Source organism: Mesorhizobium sp. M2A.F.Ca.ET.037.01.1.1, from assembly GCF_003998075.1.
Classification (GTDB): Bacteria; Pseudomonadota; Alphaproteobacteria; order Rhizobiales; family Rhizobiaceae; genus Mesorhizobium.
On record NZ_RZSA01000004.1, the window covers coordinates 1 to 15,584 of the forward strand.

Consider the following 15,584-nt stretch of genomic DNA (forward strand, 5'->3'; position numbering starts at 1 on the left):
CTTCCTTGATAGAGCGCTGGCCAGGGGTATTGATCAGGTCATCGCCCGTCTCAAGGCCGGAGCGTCGTCATGAGACTGCGACGCCTTGACCTCATTCGCTATGGGAAGTTCACTGATCGGACGATCGATTTCGGGCCGAAGCCGACATCTGGGCCGGATCTTCATGTGGTGTTTGGCCTCAATGAAGCTGGCAAGTCGACCGCACTTGCCGGTTTCCTCGACCTCTTGTTCGGAATTGAGGAGCGCAGCAAATACAATTTCATTCACGAGTACAGCGCCATGCGGCTCGGCGCGGTGCTCGAATTGCAAGGTGTGGAGCAAGCATTCACCCGCACGAAACAGCGGAATAATTCGCTCCTTGACGCGACCGGGAAGCCGGTCAGCGAGATGGCGATCACGGCACATCTTGCCGGCCTGTCTCGCGATGCCTACGAGACGATGTTTTCGTTGGATGATGATACGTTGGAGGCCGGCGGAGAGGCAATCCTGGAGTCGCGCGGCGATCTCGGCAAGCTGCTCTTCACCGCCAGTGCTGGACTTGGACATGCGACCGAAAAGCTGAATGCGTTGGAGGCAGAGGCCGACGCGCTGCATCGCAAGCAGGCCCAAGGCACGGAGATTGCGCTGCTCAAGAAGCGGCTGGCCGACCTAAAGAGTCGCAGGGACGAAATCGACACGCTGGCTTCGACCTATGAAGGGCTAGAGTCCGAACATCGAGAAGCGGCACAGCAGTACGAGAGCATAGTCAACGAACGGGCGGTTCTGGTGGCGCGGCTCGAGGCGATCGCACAGTTCGAGCGCGCGCGACCGATGCTGGCGGATATTCGGCGCAAGATCGTGCAGTTGGAGGCGTTACCGCAGACCCCTTCACCAACGCGGACGTGGACAGGCTCGATAGCTGAGCTAATCGATGACGATGCGAGCCTCAGAACGCGCTTGGCCGGCATTGTCGGCGAAGTTGAGCGTCTGACGGCGAGCATTGCGTTCACGGAAGTGGACGAGCTGATCTTGAGTGTCTCCGAGCGCGTCCGGAACTTGGCAGAGAGCAGGGTGCGCTTTTCGTCGGCCGGCTTTGATCTGCCCACACGCAATGTCCAGCTGCAAATCCTCAACAATACCGTCGCAACTTGCCTAAGCGCGCTGGGGCGCACTTCCGAACGAGATCCGGGGAAGCTACTTTTGCCCGCCGCGACGGTGGGAACCTTGCGTACAATGATTGAGCAGCGGTCTGGTATCGCCACCGCGGTGCGCGCTGCGCAAGACGAAGTCGCGGCTGCGCTCGATGCGCTTCAATCAGCTAGAGAGCGAGTCGGGGAAGATAGAGCTGTGCCGGAGTCCGTGAGGGCCAAGCTCGGTTCAGCGTTATCGAAGGCCCGAGCCAGCAGTCATCTCGCCGAAATCAAGGCGGCCCGCGAAGAGGAAGACGCAGCAGGAATCCGATGGGAGGAGTTACGGGCTGAGCTCGGGCCATGGGCCGGCGATGCTAGTGCGCTGGCTAGCATGACGGTTCCGAGTGCAGGGCAGATCGCATCCTGGAAGACGGCGGCAACAGATTTGGCCAAAGCCCGTTCCGTCCTCGCCGAGCGTCTTGCTGAATGCGAGAGCAATTCCGCGAAACTTGCGGCACGACTGGACGCATTTCGAGCGTCAAGTGACGTGGCTGACGACGAAGCCGCGGCAGCGAGCCGGCGCACCCGTGACGCAGCTTGGGAGACGCATAGGGCGGCGCTGACGATCGACACAGCTGACGACTTTGCTCTAGCGCTCGCCCGCGACGACGGTGTTGGCCTAGGTCGCTTGGCGAATGCGTCGCATTTAGCGGAACTGCGCTCAACGACCAGGGCGCTTGCCGAGGCTTCGGCGGATCTGTCTCGTTTGCGCCAGCAACACGCACAAATGGGCCTCGACCTTGAAGCCAAAACGGCTGAAGTCCGTCGGGTCGGCGGTCAGCTGCTAGGCCACCTAGTCGAGCCGTCGCTAGAGCGCTTGATTGAGCGTTTGGAGGATCGAGTTGAGGTCCGCGCTGATGCGCTCGCTGCATGGGGGCAGATCGAGCTGTCTCGCAAGAAGGCAGAACGCGCTGCGGAAGCAGGCGAGGAAATCCGGCTGGAACTTATCAGGGCGTTGACCAGCGTCGGAATAGCACCGGCGCCTGAGGATACGCTTGAAGCCGCTATGGCACTGGCGGAATTGTTTCTGGAGCGACAGCGCAAGTTAGACGCAGAATACGCTGAGGCGCAAAGGACAGTGAATGGCAGGGAAGAGGATCTTGCCGTCAGACGTCGTGCTCTCGCCATGGCTGAGCGGCGCGAGGAGGAGTGGCTCGCCACGATAGGCGAGACGCTTAAGGGAACCTGGCTCGAAAATGGCGTCTCCGCATCCGGCTTAAGCACCGTGCTCGAGCAATTGAGTAACCTGGCCAAAAGCGTGCAGGAGCGAGACGCTCTCCAGCTGCGCATTGACAAAATGGAAGATGACAGAACGGGTTTCCTCAGCGAGGTCAGGTCGATCGCAGCAGACGTGGGAGAGAAAACGACGGATGAAGAGGCGGAGCAGTTAGCAGTTCGCATTGCCGAACGCCTGGATCGCGCTGCAAGGGCGCGTGACACCAAGGCAGCTCTGCTAGCCGATCTCAAACGCCTGCAAGGCGAACGCAACGTACTCGATAACGAGACTTCGATCCATGAGCGCCGCAAGAATGAAGTGCTGATCGCGTTTGGGGTCGACACATTGACCGATGTGGCGCAGCGAGACGAGTTGCTGCGCGAGAGAGATCGCTTGCGGACTAGCGTGGCCGAGCTTGAGGATCGCGTGGCGGCCGAACTTTCATTGGAGAAGTTTGAGCAGGCCCGCCCGGTGCTTGAAGAGACCGACTTCGAGAGCCTGGCGATCGAGAAGGCGCAAGGCGAGCAGCGGCTCCAGCAGCTCGACGGCGCCCTCCGACAGCAGTTGATCCGACAAACGCGCGCGGCGGACAAGATTGACGACATTGGAGGCGACAGCGCTGTCGCCCGTCTTGACGCCGAGCGTCGCACCATTGTGCTAGAGATCGAAGAGACAGCGACACGCTATATCGAACTCAAGCTCGGCATCATGTCGGCGGGTAACGCTTTACGCGCCTATCGTGAGCGCCATCGGTCAGGAATGATGGCGCGGGCCTCGGAAGCGTTCACCCTGATAACCCAAGGCCAGTATACGGGCCTCACGACCCAGCCTGTAAGAGGCGGCGAGGTTCTGATCGCGATGCAGCGCGACGGCCAATCCAAGGTCGCCGATGCGCTATCGAAGGGTGCGCGATTTCAGCTCTATCTGGCACTGAGACTCGCTGGATACTACGAATTCGCGCAGTTCCGACAAGCGGTTCCATTCGTCGCCGATGACATTATGGAGACGTTCGACCATATCCGATCCGAAGAAGTGTTCAGGCTCTTCGGCGAAATGGCCGGCATAGGGCAAGTGATCTATTTAACGCACCACAAGCATTTATGCGAAATCGCTAAGGCGGTTGTGCCTGAGGCGACCATTCACCCGCTCGAATAGGGACTTGCCACACGTGGCCGTCAAAGGCCGATGTCAAGCGCAGCTAAAACTGCCGGATCTGCCGACTAGTCACTCCGAGTAATAGCTTTACCCTGGACAGTCTGAGACGAGCCAGGCGGCGAACTGAGATTTGCAGCGATTCTCGGCCGCTCTCCGCTAGGAAAGACAAAGTCATCATGTCGATCAGAAATTCGTCGACGGCCTGGGTACCAATTTCCGTGCTACCAGCGAAAGAATTCAGCAAAGCGCGAGCTTGGTCGACCGCATCGACGCCGCCGGTTTCGATCAGCGCTTCCAGCCTATTGAAGGGATCCAATTCCAGATATCTCCACCCGCACGCACGCTACGCATAGAGAGATGGAGTGACATCTACAAATGTTAATGTCGATGGTCGGCTCCGCTGGTTTGAGTCCATTCGAGCCATCGTCTTGGTAAAGCGAACAGCCACGCGAACCATGGGGGAGCTTTGTCGAAATCTTCCCGAGCCAAGCCGTCGGCTTCCGATCTTAGACGCAAGGCCTGCTTCGCGTCTCATTTCGTCGGACAATTTAGATCGCCCCGTTCCAAGAAGCAGGTATTCGGTCGACGAGCCCAACCTACGGGTGCAAGCGACATCGATGACGGTGCTCGACGGCAAAGTTCGTTGGCTGAAGGTCCAACCGTTGTTAAACGCCCGGGCCTAGCTTGGTTTCTTTGCTCTGAACTGGTGTTGCGGCTCTGACCGTGCCCTTTGCGAGGTCGGCTAAGCTCTGTTCGAGCGCCTTAAAGTGGTCGGGAGCATGTCGTCGATTTCCTTGTCGGAGAACATAAGCTCCTCGTTGTCTTTCAAGGAATCCTGTGCCTTCCTATACGCCCTCCCGTCCGTGAAGGGTGCGGCGCGATAGATTTCGTGGAGGTCGGTTTGCAGTTCATCACGTTGCTTCCGCAGGTCGTCGATTAGCACCGCCGAGTTGAGCGTGTCGGTTATCAGGCTGAGGTAAGACTCCCGCACATTCCAGATGTCAGACGCGGTTTCCCTGTGTCGCTGCGCGAGGGCACCGGGGTCTAGATCCTTCTGGTAAGCGTTGTAGATCAGGCTGAGAATGGAAAGCACTAGGGTCGCGTATTCCGCGTATTGCAAAAGCCCGGTTTCCGCTCTGAAAACGGTTGTCACCGCGCCGCCGGCGATTAGCGCGGACAGGATGATGTTGAACCACTTCGCATACCGTTGATGGTCGGCAAGCCGTTCGGCCATCTTCTCGTGGATCTTGTGGGTGTATGCGCAACGGCCGTAGCACTCGCGCACTTGGCTCTCGAGCTGGTACCGCGGATCAGATTGGGAAGGTTGTGCCAAAGACGGACCTCCATTTCGCGCGGCGCTGTGCGGCCTTTTCGTCGGTCTGTATATTGCAAGCCTCGACGGCAATATTGTAGTCCGTGAGCGCCTTCAACCAGAACACCCCCGTCTTGTAGACGTAGGAGCCGCTTCCCGGCATGCGCCAGTAGGTTTTCTCTCGGTCGAGGACATAGAGATATTTCAAGAAATCCCGGGCCATGTAATCATGGTAGGCGTAGGATTTGTCCCGATACCCCCAAGTTTCGATGAATTGATAGGCGAGCGCGTCTATCAGAGCTCCGGTCATCGGCACGCTATTGTGGTCTTTCCAGACCCGCATCATGCGGCAGAGAGCTTTCAGATTGCCGTTAACTGCCGTGTTGCGTATCTGGACAGCGTTCATTTCTGCCCGAGGATTGCACTCCCGCCAGACACCGCCCTCGTTGGAATCGGCAAAAGTCCAGGAACCGTCCGTGTTGCTGAAATAGGGGAGGATTTCAAAAGTGATCCCATCCGTGAAGGAGATGACGACAACCTGACCGTCGCCGCCCACCTTACTGGAGCCATAGGTTTTGAGGAGGGAGTTTTTCACGGCTTGGAGAAGTGCGGACTGGCCGTTGCCCTGATATGCGCTGTATCTGACGTATTCTGCATAGGGGAGCTGGAAACCGATATCGAGGTCGCTGATTCCCCGCGCGGCGGTGTCGCGACCGTAAGAGCCTACATAGAGACTGTGGGCCGAGCTGGAATCGGTGTTCCAGAAATCTGTATTTAGGCGCGTAGTGATTCGCCGGTACCGTTGTGCGATTGAACTGATCAGGTCGGTTCCGATATTGTAGTTATTTCGGAAGTTGTAAAACTCGTCAGATACGCCCATCCCCATCCACCTCATGACAACCCGTCGAGAAATGGGATCTATATGCTTTCCGCGCAATAGCTTCCGTGCTCATTCAACCGGAATATTACGTGGCCAACGGGCGCTAGTTCTTGCGCCGTCACTACCACCAGGGCTGGATTACCCAGGAGAATGATTCAGCGTGGGCGGAAGTCGCGGCTTCAAGGGGTGAGATTATTCGCTCGCCGCTCTCACTTCCGAACAGGCGATGGTGCGTTCATGCCCTGCTGAGCGCTACGGGGCATGCCCTGTGACAAGGCTTTTATGTAACGAAAGCGGTGATCTCTAGCGGCAACGCTCGCTGCAGAGCCGCCCGTTAATCTGGAAGTAGCTGGAACCTGTGCGGGTATGGCTCGGCGGGCAAGCTTTTTTCTTTCGTTAGTTCGAATGCCCGGACGAACGCAGCAGCCCCAACGTCACAGCCATGTTTTGAGGGACCGAGGGAACTGATCAGCGCCCGGACTTGGCTCACGATCAAACTACGATTGTGGCGGAGAATTGGGGATCGTAACAATCGATCCGTCCGTCGATTGGCTTGCTCATTTCCCTGCTCCTTGTCATCGTTACGCCTCTTACCTTGACCTACGCTGTCACATCGCAACCAAGCCGCTGCCCTCGTCGAGGCGCCAAGCGAACGCTGATGCGTCGGGGAGCTGCGAGCCCGACCACTACAACCCCAGCGGCTGACGGGGACTAGTCGTCAAAACCTGTGCAGAGTAAGAAAACTTCCGAAAGTGATAACCACTTTAGAGTGAACCTAACGAAGTGGGTTCCGGGCTCATCCCACTCACAAGCAACGGTGCAGCTGCTTTTCCAGCTCGACCGCGAAAGAAAGACGTCGACCCTAGTTGCATTGGTAACGTCGACAAACCATATCTCCACTCGGGTAAGCCCACTGAAGAGTTCAGAAGGTGGGAAGTAGGATGCCGGCAGGCTTACTGCGGGTATTTAGGGGGAAGAAGTGACAGCCGAAATTGCTATCCTCAACCGGAGTGCCGTTGCGCTTGCGGCTGACAGTGTCCTGACACTGGTCGGCTCCGAGTCTGGCAAAAAGACATTCGATTCGGCCGAGAAGATTTTTGAATTGACCAGATATCAGCCTATCGGTCTGATGATATACAACAATGCTACCTTCATGAACGTTCCGCTGGAGGTGCTGATTAGGCGCTACCGCGAAACGCTGACCTTGGGCGCGTTTCGTGTGGTTGCGCAAGCCCGGTCGGAATTTGAACGATTTCTCCTGGGTTTCAAAGCCTCGGAAACAGATCGGATGGAGCACTTTCAGCTGCTTCTGAACTCCGAGATAGCGACAATAAACAAGACCGTACTAAACGAAAAAATCAACGCGCTTCTTGCGAGGAAAAAGAAGCGGCCAGCGACGCTGAGACGGATCGCTGAGGGGGTGATAGCAAACCGTATTGCGGAATTGAAAAAAATACCTCTCAAGAATCAGGCTTTCATGAAGGACGTTACGTTCGAAACGTTCATGGGGCAGTTTGAGAGCGAGATACGGACTGCCGTCGAAGCGGGGCTCAAGACAACGATGGAGGAGATCGCAGAGTCCGTGCTTATCGGAATCGGAAGGCTAATGTTCTGCCTATTGAAGTCGGAGACACGTTCTCAGGCATACACGGGTTTGGTGTTTGCCGGATTGGGCAGCGATGACTTGTTTCCGTCGCTGGAATCAGTGGAGCTTGATGGGGTTTACTTTGGACAGGCCAGGACATTGAACTCCCTGTCGATTGACATTGACCGTGCCGGACCTACGTCCAGGATCGTACCATTTGCACAGACAGACATGGCTGAGCGTTTCATCCACGGCATCGATCGGACGTTCGAACGAGGGCTGCAGGAGTTGATGTCTGATGTGGTGGGGTCGCTAGTCGAACGCTTAGGCGGGAATGCAACCGGCAACAGTGCCGCGCTGGTAGATGAGACGCTGACAACCCTCCGTCAGTCGCTGAGCGAACTTAAAGATAGCGCCGAGGCGAAGCTCAATTCAGTTGTAAACCACATGTCGAGGAAGGAGCTTGGCGAGCTTGCATATTCCCTGGTGGAGCTTACCTCCCGCAAACGGCGGTATTCGACCGAGATCGAGACCGTCGGTGGCCCTATCGACGTCGCTATCCTCACCAAGAATGAAGGCTTCATATGGGTCAAACGAAAGCATTATTTCGATCTTGAGCTCAACCCCCGATTTCGCTCGCCCAAGGCGCAATATTAAGCCGGGCGGAAATAACCGATGATAGAGCGCTCATTTCGGACGGCAATTTGCGTGTGGGTATGAGTGAAAAATCCCCCGCCTGGATAAATTTCTGACCCCTCTAGAAAAAGACCGCGCACGGTATCAAACGGCCGAATACTAGGAAACGCATCGCCGGAAAGCTCATCGCTATGTGCCTTCATATTTTCATGAAGGTGTTCAATGACCGCGCAATCCAGATATCGGAGAAGTTTGTCCTTTCCGCCCTTGGGAGGATTGCTGTTTTCGGGGAGCTTCTTGCCCGCGGCATCGAAGCCTTTTTTCAAGGACGCATACGCGTCCTTCAGAAGTTCAAGGTCGTCTCGCGTGGTCAAATCGAGGCAGTTGCCAAGGTCGATCACGGCCCCGAGCACCGCCGGGTGCTTAATCTTTCCACGTTTATGACGATCTTGAGCCCATTCGAGCGCTCGACGTGGATCGCCCTCCCAAAAATACGCGCCAGGACCTAGCCAATCGTATTTTTCCGCGCTTGATTTTAGCTTGCCACCTGCGATGGCGGCATCCGCAATAGACTTGTCACAGCCGTGATAGCCCAGAACGAAGCCGGTGCGAATCTGGCTCACTTCCTTTTCGTCTTCTCAGATTCGTCTTCGCCGCCATATTGAGCTCTCAGCTGCCCTTTTGTGGTGAGCAGGCCCTCATCGATGAGCCATTTGGTCGCCTGTTTTTTCGATTGGGTGTTGGCTTCCGAGCGTTTAGCCAACATCTCCTTGATCGCCTGGCGCTGTTCTTTGTCCATGCTTTGCCTCCGGGCTAATTGTTCTTGCTCAGGCGGAGGTATGCCGCCGTGATGAGGTCCATCATAGTGGCCCGCCCGTCCTCGCTGAGAGTCGAGTCGGAGTAGAGGACGTTAGCTATGTCGGACAGAGGTTGAACTCTCTTCCCAACTTGATCGGCTCGCGCAACAAAGGCATCGGCGCTTAGCCCGGACCAGTTCACCAAAGCTGCAAGGCTATCGACGTCGGGGCGCTTGCCTTGGGCAATTCTTGTCAGCGTGGAAGCACTCACGCCAGATTGCTCGGCAACCTGCTTCCAGTTCAGACGCCGTACCAATCGCACACGTTCCAGGGCGGCATAGAATTCATTAGCCTTGAATTCCGGTTTCGACATCCAATTTCACTCTTGCAATCGACGGGTCCTAGCGTTACATAGGACAGCAATTGCACTTCTGCAATCGAAAACTCCATTCGCAAGGGAGGCTTAGGATGTCTGACGAGCCTAATCAGTTGCCTAGAAATGTCACGTTCATCCAGGTGGCGGACGTCGATCTGAATTTCCGTCCCATCAGCCTCACCGACGTAACCCCGACGGGAGAGCAGATTCTGGCGCTTTGCAACGTCACGCCGCGCAGTGACTACGTCGTGCTTCAATGGTTAGCCTCAGGCGATATAGAGGAAGTCCGGCCTGATGAAAATGCGTTGATTTCGGGACCCGCTCCCGCCCGCTTTATCGTTTCGAAAACCGATCGTCTGTTCCGGTTCAAGCTCGAAGACCATTCGCTAGTCTGGCCACGAGGTAAGATCTCTGAAGAGATTCTTCGGAAACTAGGCAACGTCGAGGCATCGTCGACCCTTTACGTCAGGAGGAAGGACGTTCCCGACGAGGTGCTTGAGACTGGTTCAGATCTCTCCCTGGCTGAACTCGGCGTCGAACAAGTCTACGCCAGCAAGCAAACGTGGAAAATCAACGTTCAAGGGGTGGTGGTTGAGTTTTCGGAACCGGAAATTACTGTGCGCCAGGCAATGCAGGAAGCTGGTTTCGATCCTGAGCAAAATTGGATTATTGTACTGAAGACCGCCAGCGGGCGCCGTAACGTGTCGACAGATGACCGGATCGACCTGCGTGAGCCCGGCATCGAGAAACTGCGCCTTACCCCACGCGACGTGAATAATGGCGAGCTGGCGAGAGAGGGTGGCAAGCGTGAGTTTCAACTCCTCAAGTCTGATGAGGACGGTCTAACAAGGCGTCAGCTTCCCTATGACACGCTCGTCGATGGGGCCAGACGTTGGCTCCTGCTCAAAGGTTACAAACTTCCTGCTGGCTATAACGTTGCCGAGACCACGGTAGCGATCGAAATCCCAAGCAGTTATCCATCCGCTGAACTGGACATGTTTTATTGCTTTCCGGCGCTCAACTTGACGAGTGGGCGAATCATTGAACAGACCCAGGTCGTTCAAGATATCCGCGGTATAAAATTCCAGCGGTGGTCCCGCCACAGGGGACCGACCGCGCCATGGAGACCTATGCGCGATAGCATTCTGACCCACCTGACGCTTATTGACACCTCGCTGGTGCGAGAGGTTGAGCCGTGACTGATTCTTACAGCCTATCCCTGTCGGGATTTCACCATCAGATGCTGAAAAAGCATCTTTTAGGAGACGGGAATGAGGCTGCCGCTGTTTTATTCTGCCGTGATCTGTCTCCGCACCGCGCCAAGCTTCTAGTCTTTGACGTGCTGTTAATTCCAAACGATGAATGCAAGATCCGTAGGCCTGACTTCATCACCTGGCCCGGCGCGCGACTGTCCGCGGCGATGGACCGGGCAGAAGACGAGTGCTGTTCTCTGATCCTGATCCATTCGCATCCAGGAGGCTTTCTGGAGTTTTCTGGTGTCGATGATGACAGTGATCAGAGTGCTATTGGAAGTCTCTTTGGAGGCTGGTCCGGCGAACCGCCGCCGGCTGGCCACGGCTCGGCCATCATGGTCGCCAGCGGGCGGATTCGCGCCAGACTCTATGACCCGACCATGAGATCCACGCCGATCCCTGACGTCACGGTCGTTGGAGATGATATTCTTCATTGGAAAGACGACCAGCCGGAGAGGCCGGCAGTGATGGCGTTCGGCTCGGGCATGACCAACGAATTGGCTCAACTTCGGGCGGGGGTTATCGGTGTCTCCGGAACCGGCTCGATCATCGCCGAGCAGGCGGCTCGGATGGGCTTCGGGGCTTTGACCTTGGTCGATTTCGATCGAATCGAGCACCGGAATTTAAACCGTATTCTTGGATCGAGTTTAGAAGACGCGATCGGCGGGGAACTTAAGGTGAACGCCGTTTCCCGCGAAATCAGCCGACATCGAGATCAAATTCTGCTGCAACTCGTCCCAACCTCGATTATGACGCGAGAGGCCGTCCTTGCTACGGCATCGTGCGACATTCTGTTCTCCTGCGTGGACTCAGCCGAGGGGCGTCATTTTGTTGATCTGATCGCCCAAGCATTTGTGATTCCGTTGATCGACATGGGCGTGACCATTCCCACTCGGCGACAACGCAATGGCAATCCGGCGATAGCGGAACTGATGGGCCGAATCGACTATGTGCAGCCATTTGGCTCTACGCTAGGGTCCAGACAGGTGTTCACGCCAGCACTGCTAAGGGCCGAATACTTGGCTCGGGCAGACCCTGACGCCTACGCCCAGGAATTGAAGGAGGGGTACATCAAGGGAACTTTGGAAGAAGCCCCCTCCGTCATATCGTTGAACATGCGCGCCGCCAGCAGCGCCATGCTGGAGTTTGTCGCCAGGATGTTTCCGTTCAGGCACGAACCTAATCGATCAGCAGCTCGCACTTTGTTCGCACTGGCAGACGGAGAGGAAGAAAGGTTCTCCGAGGATACCTTCCCAGTTGATGAATTTGGTGTGGCGGGCCGAGGCTTAACGGCCCCTCTGCTGGGTCTGCCACTCTTGGAGGCATAATGTTCAAGCGGCTTTGGAAACGAATTAAGTCGTGGTTTGTACGGCCCTATCAGCCGGCCGGCGAGAAATTCGCTCCAGCACCTGCCGCTCGCAAAGTCGTTTTCTATGAATCCGATGAGCTACCGAAGGAGCTGCCAGATTTTGATATCGCAGTAGCACGAGAAGGCGGCCAACTGTGGGTAGCCGGTATGCTATGCCCCTGCGGTTGCCAGCGACGTGTTGAGCTCATGCTTCTCAATGAAGTGCGACCCCGATGGAGACTGCGGGTTGATGATGGGAACCATCCCACTCTGAGCCCCTCCGTCTGGTTGGCCGAGGGATGCCGTTCACATTTCTGGATAACTCGGGGTCAGATCCATTGGTGCACTCCCGATGAGCAACCCCACACCTGGGATGTGTCTCTGCCAAGCACCTGAGCCTCGTGGGAAGCGCTCAGCGGCACCAGGCGGGCTTGGTGACCAAAAAACCATGGGCGCGTTTTCACCACCGCGCTATCGAATGCGTAAGATCGCCGGAGACGCATTGTGGGGACGCACCACGCTCCATCCGCAATGCCTGCCTTCCATTTCCCCATAGACGGAGCCGTGCAGGGGGGCGGTCTTGCATCGCATTTGGGATTATACGCATGAGCGGTGTGCGCGGGCGATCAGCTGGCGAACGATTGCGCAAACGCCGTCTCCCGTTGGATCTTGGCCAGACAGCGCGGCGAGCTTTTTGACAATTTCACAGGCTTCCCACGAGAACGGTTCCCCTTCGTCGCGAAGGTCGATTTCGATGTCGTCACCGGTGAAATCGTCGCTCTGCCGTAGATAACCGATCTGGTCACCTTCGATGCCTTCCGGAAAGTGGGCAAGATATTCCGCGGGATCGATCATAGCGGCGTGCTCTCTAGCATTCTCCAAGCTTTCGGCCTCGAACTCGATTTCGTAGAAGGCGCGCGTGGTGACGCCGATGCGGAGCGAGAACTCAATCGTCTCCGGGCCGTCCTCATCTTCCGCCAATGCTTTACGCTCCCGGGCGGCCCACCAATCCAGGAAGCTGTCAGTGGTTTCGCCAGCTGCGACCGCGTCAACCCATGCCTGCCTTGAAGAGTCGACCATCATATTTTGCCCTCTGCCTTGAGGTTGTGCCAATCGCGTTCCCGCGCCCTCCGTGCGGCAGCCATCGCGGCGTCGTGCTTGGCTGCCAGTTGGCCGAAATGGCTGACTTGGTCGTATGAACGATTTTCAGCGTGGCGGGCCGCGCCTTTGGCTGAGGGGAGTGCAAGCCTAGTCTTGTTCGCGGCACGCGGCGCGCCAGCTGCCTTACGCAGTCGCGCGCGAAGGCCAAGGCCTCCACCGCGGTCCGCGCGGCTTCGATTGCATCTTTGGGGACCGTTGGTGCTATGTCGATTCCGTCGGTGTCGATGCTCCATGAAGTGTAGGGGCGGCAACTCGCCATCGCCTCGGAGACGTCGTTGTTGAAGAGAGCCTTGAGTTCTTCCACGGTGTCGGCGTCGAGGTGTTCACTATGGTCGAATGCGTCCTTCCAAAAGTAATCGTCGATTTCATCTTGCGTGGCGCGCACGATGGATGCGGTGCCGTGTCGATTCTCGTCGTAGGCGTGGTAGACCCTGAATTTCATCAAAGGCTCCTCTTAAAAGGCCGATCGGTGCTTCGATAGCGTGAGCAGGCACTGGCACGATCTGCGGAATGCTTGCGGGCTGCGACGGCAAGATGCGGCGTGGAGTGGGCCGAAGGCGTTAGTTGGGCTTGGTAATCCTGATGATTTTGGTGTGCACCTTGGCCGTTGCGAAAGTGTCGGTGGGGAGGATTTCGAGCGTCTCGGCGTTGGGGTGTACGAAGGTAGTGGGGACCAACGCGACAAGGACCGCGTGCGCCTCGTGACCGCCGCGTCCGAGCAATGTCAGTGCTGCCGCGATGTGTTTGCGGACCTCACTGAAGGGCGGATTCATGATGATGCGCGGATATTCAACCCGTCCTTCGACCTCTGCAGCCCACTCGAGAAAACACCGGTTGATGACTGGGCCGAAGCGGTGAAGTCCGCTCGCGAGCTCGGTGTGTCGTTCAACCTGCGTGAGTTCATGCGGACTGTGGCCGGACGCCAGTAACGCCTTTGAGAGTTGGCCCGTGCCGGACTGGGCTCTAGCGTGAGGAAGTCGCCTGCGGCCCAAGGTATGCGACCATCCGGGCCGCCACATCGTCCGGGGTGACGTGGCATTCGGTGAACTTGTCGACGATCACCGGTTCAACGACCCGAATGGGCTGAAGCTTGCCGAAGCCGTCGCGGTGTTTGATTGAGATCCGCATCGGCTTGTTGGGACGGGCATACACCGCGCGCTTCATTGCGTGTCATCCGAATTTTCGAGAACCGCCACGCTGTGGGGCGCCGGATGGGCTTTTGCGTCGGTGAAGAAGACGGCCACGAAGGGTGCCAGGTAACGCGGCTCATGTTTCGGGTTGATGCAAATACGGAAACGGAAGTCGCCACAGAGCGAAAGCCGCACCCCGCGTTGTTCAAGATGAAACTGGGCATATTTCGACTTGGTCATCTCGACCACGGGAAACGTCTGTATCTGATCGCGGTGATAGCGATGCCGCGACCGGAGTGCCTTTGCGTTGAGATTCAAAATAGGCGGCAGCGCATCTCTCTCTTGCGGGACCTCGTAGCCGACGGACTGCATCAGGTCCCGCCATTCCTCCGCAGACAGGGAAAGTTCAGTGTCGTTGGCGAGGTGGAGTGGCAGGGTGGCTTCGCTTTCCAGGATGAAGGTCTTGGCGTCAATCGCACGCGCCTGCGGCTTGTGCGCCCCGTGCTCGCGAGCAAAGGCTTGTAGGATGACCGGTGTGAGCTCACCCTCGTATCGACGCACCGGCCCGAGCAGTTCGCGTTCGTAGCTGAGCCGGTTGAGGGTGTGTTCGATGTAGCGGCGGCGCCTGTCGCTGGAAAGCGATCGTTGTGCGGCGTCAATGCACTGTTGCCGCGCTTCCTGCGGTGACACCTCGCCTCTCTCGACCTTGCCCCAAAGATCCCAAGGAGCGAGTTGGCCCGTGGGTATGCTGCGGCCGATTGCGACCTTGATGGTTTCGTCCTCGGTAACCTTCTCCCACATCGCGAATGTGAGGTAAGCGTGATTGATCTCACGCTGCATGTCGCGCAGGTCGGCAAGCAGAGTTTTGATGCGGTTGGCCCGCACGCGAGGGTCGTTTTTGTAGTTGGCGTGTAGTTGGACGCCTTCGGCGCGGTAGAGCCAGTAATTTGCCAGCTTCTGGGCCTTATTGGCATTGGTCATGGCGGCCTGCATGCGCTCCTGGGTTTTTCGCGCTTTGCGTTCCGAATGGTGACCGACCAGGATTGGCTGTCCGTAAGCGAACGCCTCGGACAGATCCTCCGCCGCGCGCTGGAATGCGTTCGCCTGGCGATGGCGCTTGATTGCGAGTTCGTCGAGCCGTTCAGCTTTCGCTTGCGCGCGTTCCACGAGAGTCATCTCTTCCGGTTCAATTTCACCGGCCAATTCGATGGCCAGATCCTCTCGCGCAGGAGACCACTTTGGGGCAACGAAGAGTTCCTGTTTTGGCGCCCAGACGAAGCCAGCGTCCTTGACGCGCTGGTAGGTCTCAGCATCCAGGCGAGCTGAAGGATAGAGGCGAAGCTTGTTGTCTTCAGGGGAATAGGTTGCGCTGATTATCATGGCGATCTCGCTGGTCAGGAACTGTGGTTCAGACATGGTCCGCCCGCGCGCAACAGACGCACTTCAGCCGAGCGGTTGCGGAAGTAGAACGGTGTTCGTTCAATGGGTTAGGAAGTTCACCTGACTCAGCCTTGGAGCGCTCTCGCGCAGGAGCGCGTCAGCTCTGCGGGTCGCGATACGCGAGAT

General features: G+C 57.2%; 16 protein-coding genes. 6 read left to right on the forward strand and 10 right to left on the reverse strand.

Annotated elements, in window-relative coordinates; all coding sequences use genetic code 11:
* The first annotated feature begins 69 nt into the window (after positions 1-69).
* The gene (locus EOA27_RS00515; RefSeq protein ID WP_127255224.1) at positions 70-3,540 is read left to right on the forward strand and encodes a YhaN family protein; all 3,471 of its coding nucleotides are present in this window, start codon (positions 70-72) and stop codon (positions 3,538-3,540) included.
* Positions 3,541-3,583: 43 nt separating this feature from the next.
* Here EOA27_RS00515 and EOA27_RS00520 read toward each other — a convergent pair whose 3' ends face one another.
* The 3 genes from EOA27_RS00520 to EOA27_RS00530 form a co-directional block, all read right to left on the reverse strand.
* Positions 3,584-3,856: a hypothetical protein gene (locus EOA27_RS00520; RefSeq protein WP_126062088.1), complete on the reverse strand. Its 273-nt coding sequence runs from the start codon at positions 3,854-3,856 to the stop codon at positions 3,584-3,586.
* A 426-nt stretch (positions 3,857-4,282) separates the two neighbouring features.
* Complete coding sequence (locus tag EOA27_RS00525) at positions 4,283-4,825, reverse strand: SLATT domain-containing protein (protein WP_245456593.1); 543 nt, start codon at positions 4,823-4,825, stop codon at positions 4,283-4,285.
* A 25-nt stretch (positions 4,826-4,850) separates the two neighbouring features.
* Positions 4,851-5,732: a nucleotidyltransferase gene (locus EOA27_RS00530; RefSeq protein ID WP_127255226.1), complete on the reverse strand. Its 882-nt coding sequence runs from the start codon at positions 5,730-5,732 to the stop codon at positions 4,851-4,853.
* A gap of 979 nt (positions 5,733-6,711) precedes the next feature.
* Here EOA27_RS00530 and EOA27_RS00535 point away from each other — a divergent pair.
* On the forward strand, positions 6,712-7,974 hold the full coding sequence (locus EOA27_RS00535; RefSeq protein WP_126062086.1) for a hypothetical protein: 1,263 nt from the start codon (positions 6,712-6,714) through the stop codon (positions 7,972-7,974).
* Here the strand turns inward: EOA27_RS00535 and EOA27_RS00540 are convergent.
* From EOA27_RS00540 to EOA27_RS00550, 3 genes are read right to left on the reverse strand one after another with little or no spacing between them, the layout of a single operon-like run.
* On the reverse strand, positions 7,971-8,576 hold the full coding sequence (locus tag EOA27_RS00540) for a hypothetical protein (protein WP_126062085.1): 606 nt from the start codon (positions 8,574-8,576) through the stop codon (positions 7,971-7,973). The two genes, EOA27_RS00535 and EOA27_RS00540, sit on opposite strands and share 4 nt — an antisense overlap.
* Positions 8,573-8,752 (reverse strand): hypothetical protein, encoded by a 180-nt coding sequence (locus EOA27_RS00545; RefSeq protein ID WP_127255228.1) that lies wholly within the window; start codon positions 8,750-8,752, stop codon positions 8,573-8,575. Before EOA27_RS00545 ends, EOA27_RS00540 begins: the two co-directional genes overlap by 4 nt.
* Positions 8,753-8,766: 14 nt before the next feature.
* The gene (locus EOA27_RS00550) at positions 8,767-9,123 is read right to left on the reverse strand and encodes a helix-turn-helix domain-containing protein (RefSeq protein WP_126062083.1); all 357 of its coding nucleotides are present in this window, start codon (positions 9,121-9,123) and stop codon (positions 8,767-8,769) included.
* 95 nt (positions 9,124-9,218) lie between these two features.
* Between EOA27_RS00550 and EOA27_RS00555 the strand changes: the two genes are divergently transcribed.
* The 3 genes from EOA27_RS00555 (at position 9,219) to EOA27_RS43090 (ending at position 12,123) form a co-directional block, all read left to right on the forward strand.
* A complete protein-coding gene (locus EOA27_RS00555) occupies positions 9,219-10,325 on the forward strand; it encodes a multiubiquitin domain-containing protein (protein WP_126062082.1) in 1,107 nt (368 codons plus the stop codon).
* Positions 10,326-10,366: 41 nt separating this feature from the next.
* Complete coding sequence (locus tag EOA27_RS00560) at positions 10,367-11,707, forward strand: ThiF family adenylyltransferase (RefSeq protein ID WP_245491004.1); 1,341 nt, start codon at positions 10,367-10,369, stop codon at positions 11,705-11,707.
* A gap of 188 nt (positions 11,708-11,895) precedes the next feature.
* Entirely contained in the window at positions 11,896-12,123 is a 228-nt protein-coding gene (locus EOA27_RS43090) for a DUF6527 family protein (RefSeq protein WP_245456676.1), read from the forward strand.
* Between the two features lie 201 nt (positions 12,124-12,324).
* On the opposite strand, the gene EOA27_RS00570 is transcribed toward EOA27_RS43090, so the two are convergent.
* Positions 12,325-12,810, reverse strand: coding sequence for a hypothetical protein (locus EOA27_RS00570; protein ID WP_126062079.1), 486 nt, complete (start codon positions 12,808-12,810; stop codon positions 12,325-12,327).
* Positions 12,776-13,330 (reverse strand): hypothetical protein, encoded by a 555-nt coding sequence (locus tag EOA27_RS00575; RefSeq protein WP_127255230.1) that lies wholly within the window; start codon positions 13,328-13,330, stop codon positions 12,776-12,778. Before EOA27_RS00575 ends, EOA27_RS00570 begins: the two co-directional genes overlap by 35 nt.
* A gap of 40 nt (positions 13,331-13,370) precedes the next feature.
* Between EOA27_RS00575 and EOA27_RS41415 the strand changes: the two genes are divergently transcribed.
* Positions 13,371-13,817: a hypothetical protein gene (locus tag EOA27_RS41415; protein WP_210214130.1), complete on the forward strand. Its 447-nt coding sequence runs from the start codon at positions 13,371-13,373 to the stop codon at positions 13,815-13,817.
* Between the two features lie 34 nt (positions 13,818-13,851).
* Here EOA27_RS41415 and EOA27_RS41420 read toward each other — a convergent pair whose 3' ends face one another.
* Complete coding sequence (locus tag EOA27_RS41420) at positions 13,852-14,052, reverse strand: hypothetical protein (RefSeq protein ID WP_210214131.1); 201 nt, start codon at positions 14,050-14,052, stop codon at positions 13,852-13,854.
* Positions 14,049-15,434 (reverse strand): DUF3560 domain-containing protein, encoded by a 1,386-nt coding sequence (locus EOA27_RS00585; protein ID WP_245456591.1) that lies wholly within the window; start codon positions 15,432-15,434, stop codon positions 14,049-14,051. The genes EOA27_RS41420 and EOA27_RS00585 overlap by 4 nt, the downstream gene beginning before the upstream one ends.
* Positions 15,435-15,584: the final 150 nt, after the last annotated feature.

Bases quoted from the DNA above. Each gene is read 5' to 3' on its own strand.
- EOA27_RS00545 (WP_127255228.1), bottom strand. From the start codon at position 8,752: ATGGACAAAGAACAGCGCCAGGCGATCAAGGAGATGTTGGCTAAACGC.
- EOA27_RS00560 (WP_245491004.1), top strand. From the start codon at position 10,367: ATGCTGAAAAAGCATCTTTTAGGAGACGGGAATGAGGCTGCCGCTGTT.
- EOA27_RS00585 (WP_245456591.1), bottom strand. From the start codon at position 15,434: ATGTCTGAACCACAGTTCCTGACCAGCGAGATCGCCATGATAATCAGC.
- EOA27_RS00555 (WP_126062082.1), top strand. From the start codon at position 9,219: ATGTCTGACGAGCCTAATCAGTTGCCTAGAAATGTCACGTTCATCCAG.
- EOA27_RS00575 (WP_127255230.1), bottom strand. From the start codon at position 13,330: ATGAAATTCAGGGTCTACCACGCCTACGACGAGAATCGACACGGCACC.
- EOA27_RS00550 (WP_126062083.1), bottom strand. From the start codon at position 9,123: ATGTCGAAACCGGAATTCAAGGCTAATGAATTCTATGCCGCCCTGGAA.
- EOA27_RS41420 (WP_210214131.1), bottom strand. From the start codon at position 14,052: ATGAAGCGCGCGGTGTATGCCCGTCCCAACAAGCCGATGCGGATCTCA.
- EOA27_RS00530 (WP_127255226.1), bottom strand. From the start codon at position 5,732: ATGGGCGTATCTGACGAGTTTTACAACTTCCGAAATAACTACAATATC.
- EOA27_RS43090 (WP_245456676.1), top strand. From the start codon at position 11,896: ATGCTATGCCCCTGCGGTTGCCAGCGACGTGTTGAGCTCATGCTTCTC.
- EOA27_RS00515 (WP_127255224.1), top strand. From the start codon at position 70: ATGAGACTGCGACGCCTTGACCTCATTCGCTATGGGAAGTTCACTGAT.
- EOA27_RS00570 (WP_126062079.1), bottom strand. From the start codon at position 12,810: ATGATGGTCGACTCTTCAAGGCAGGCATGGGTTGACGCGGTCGCAGCT.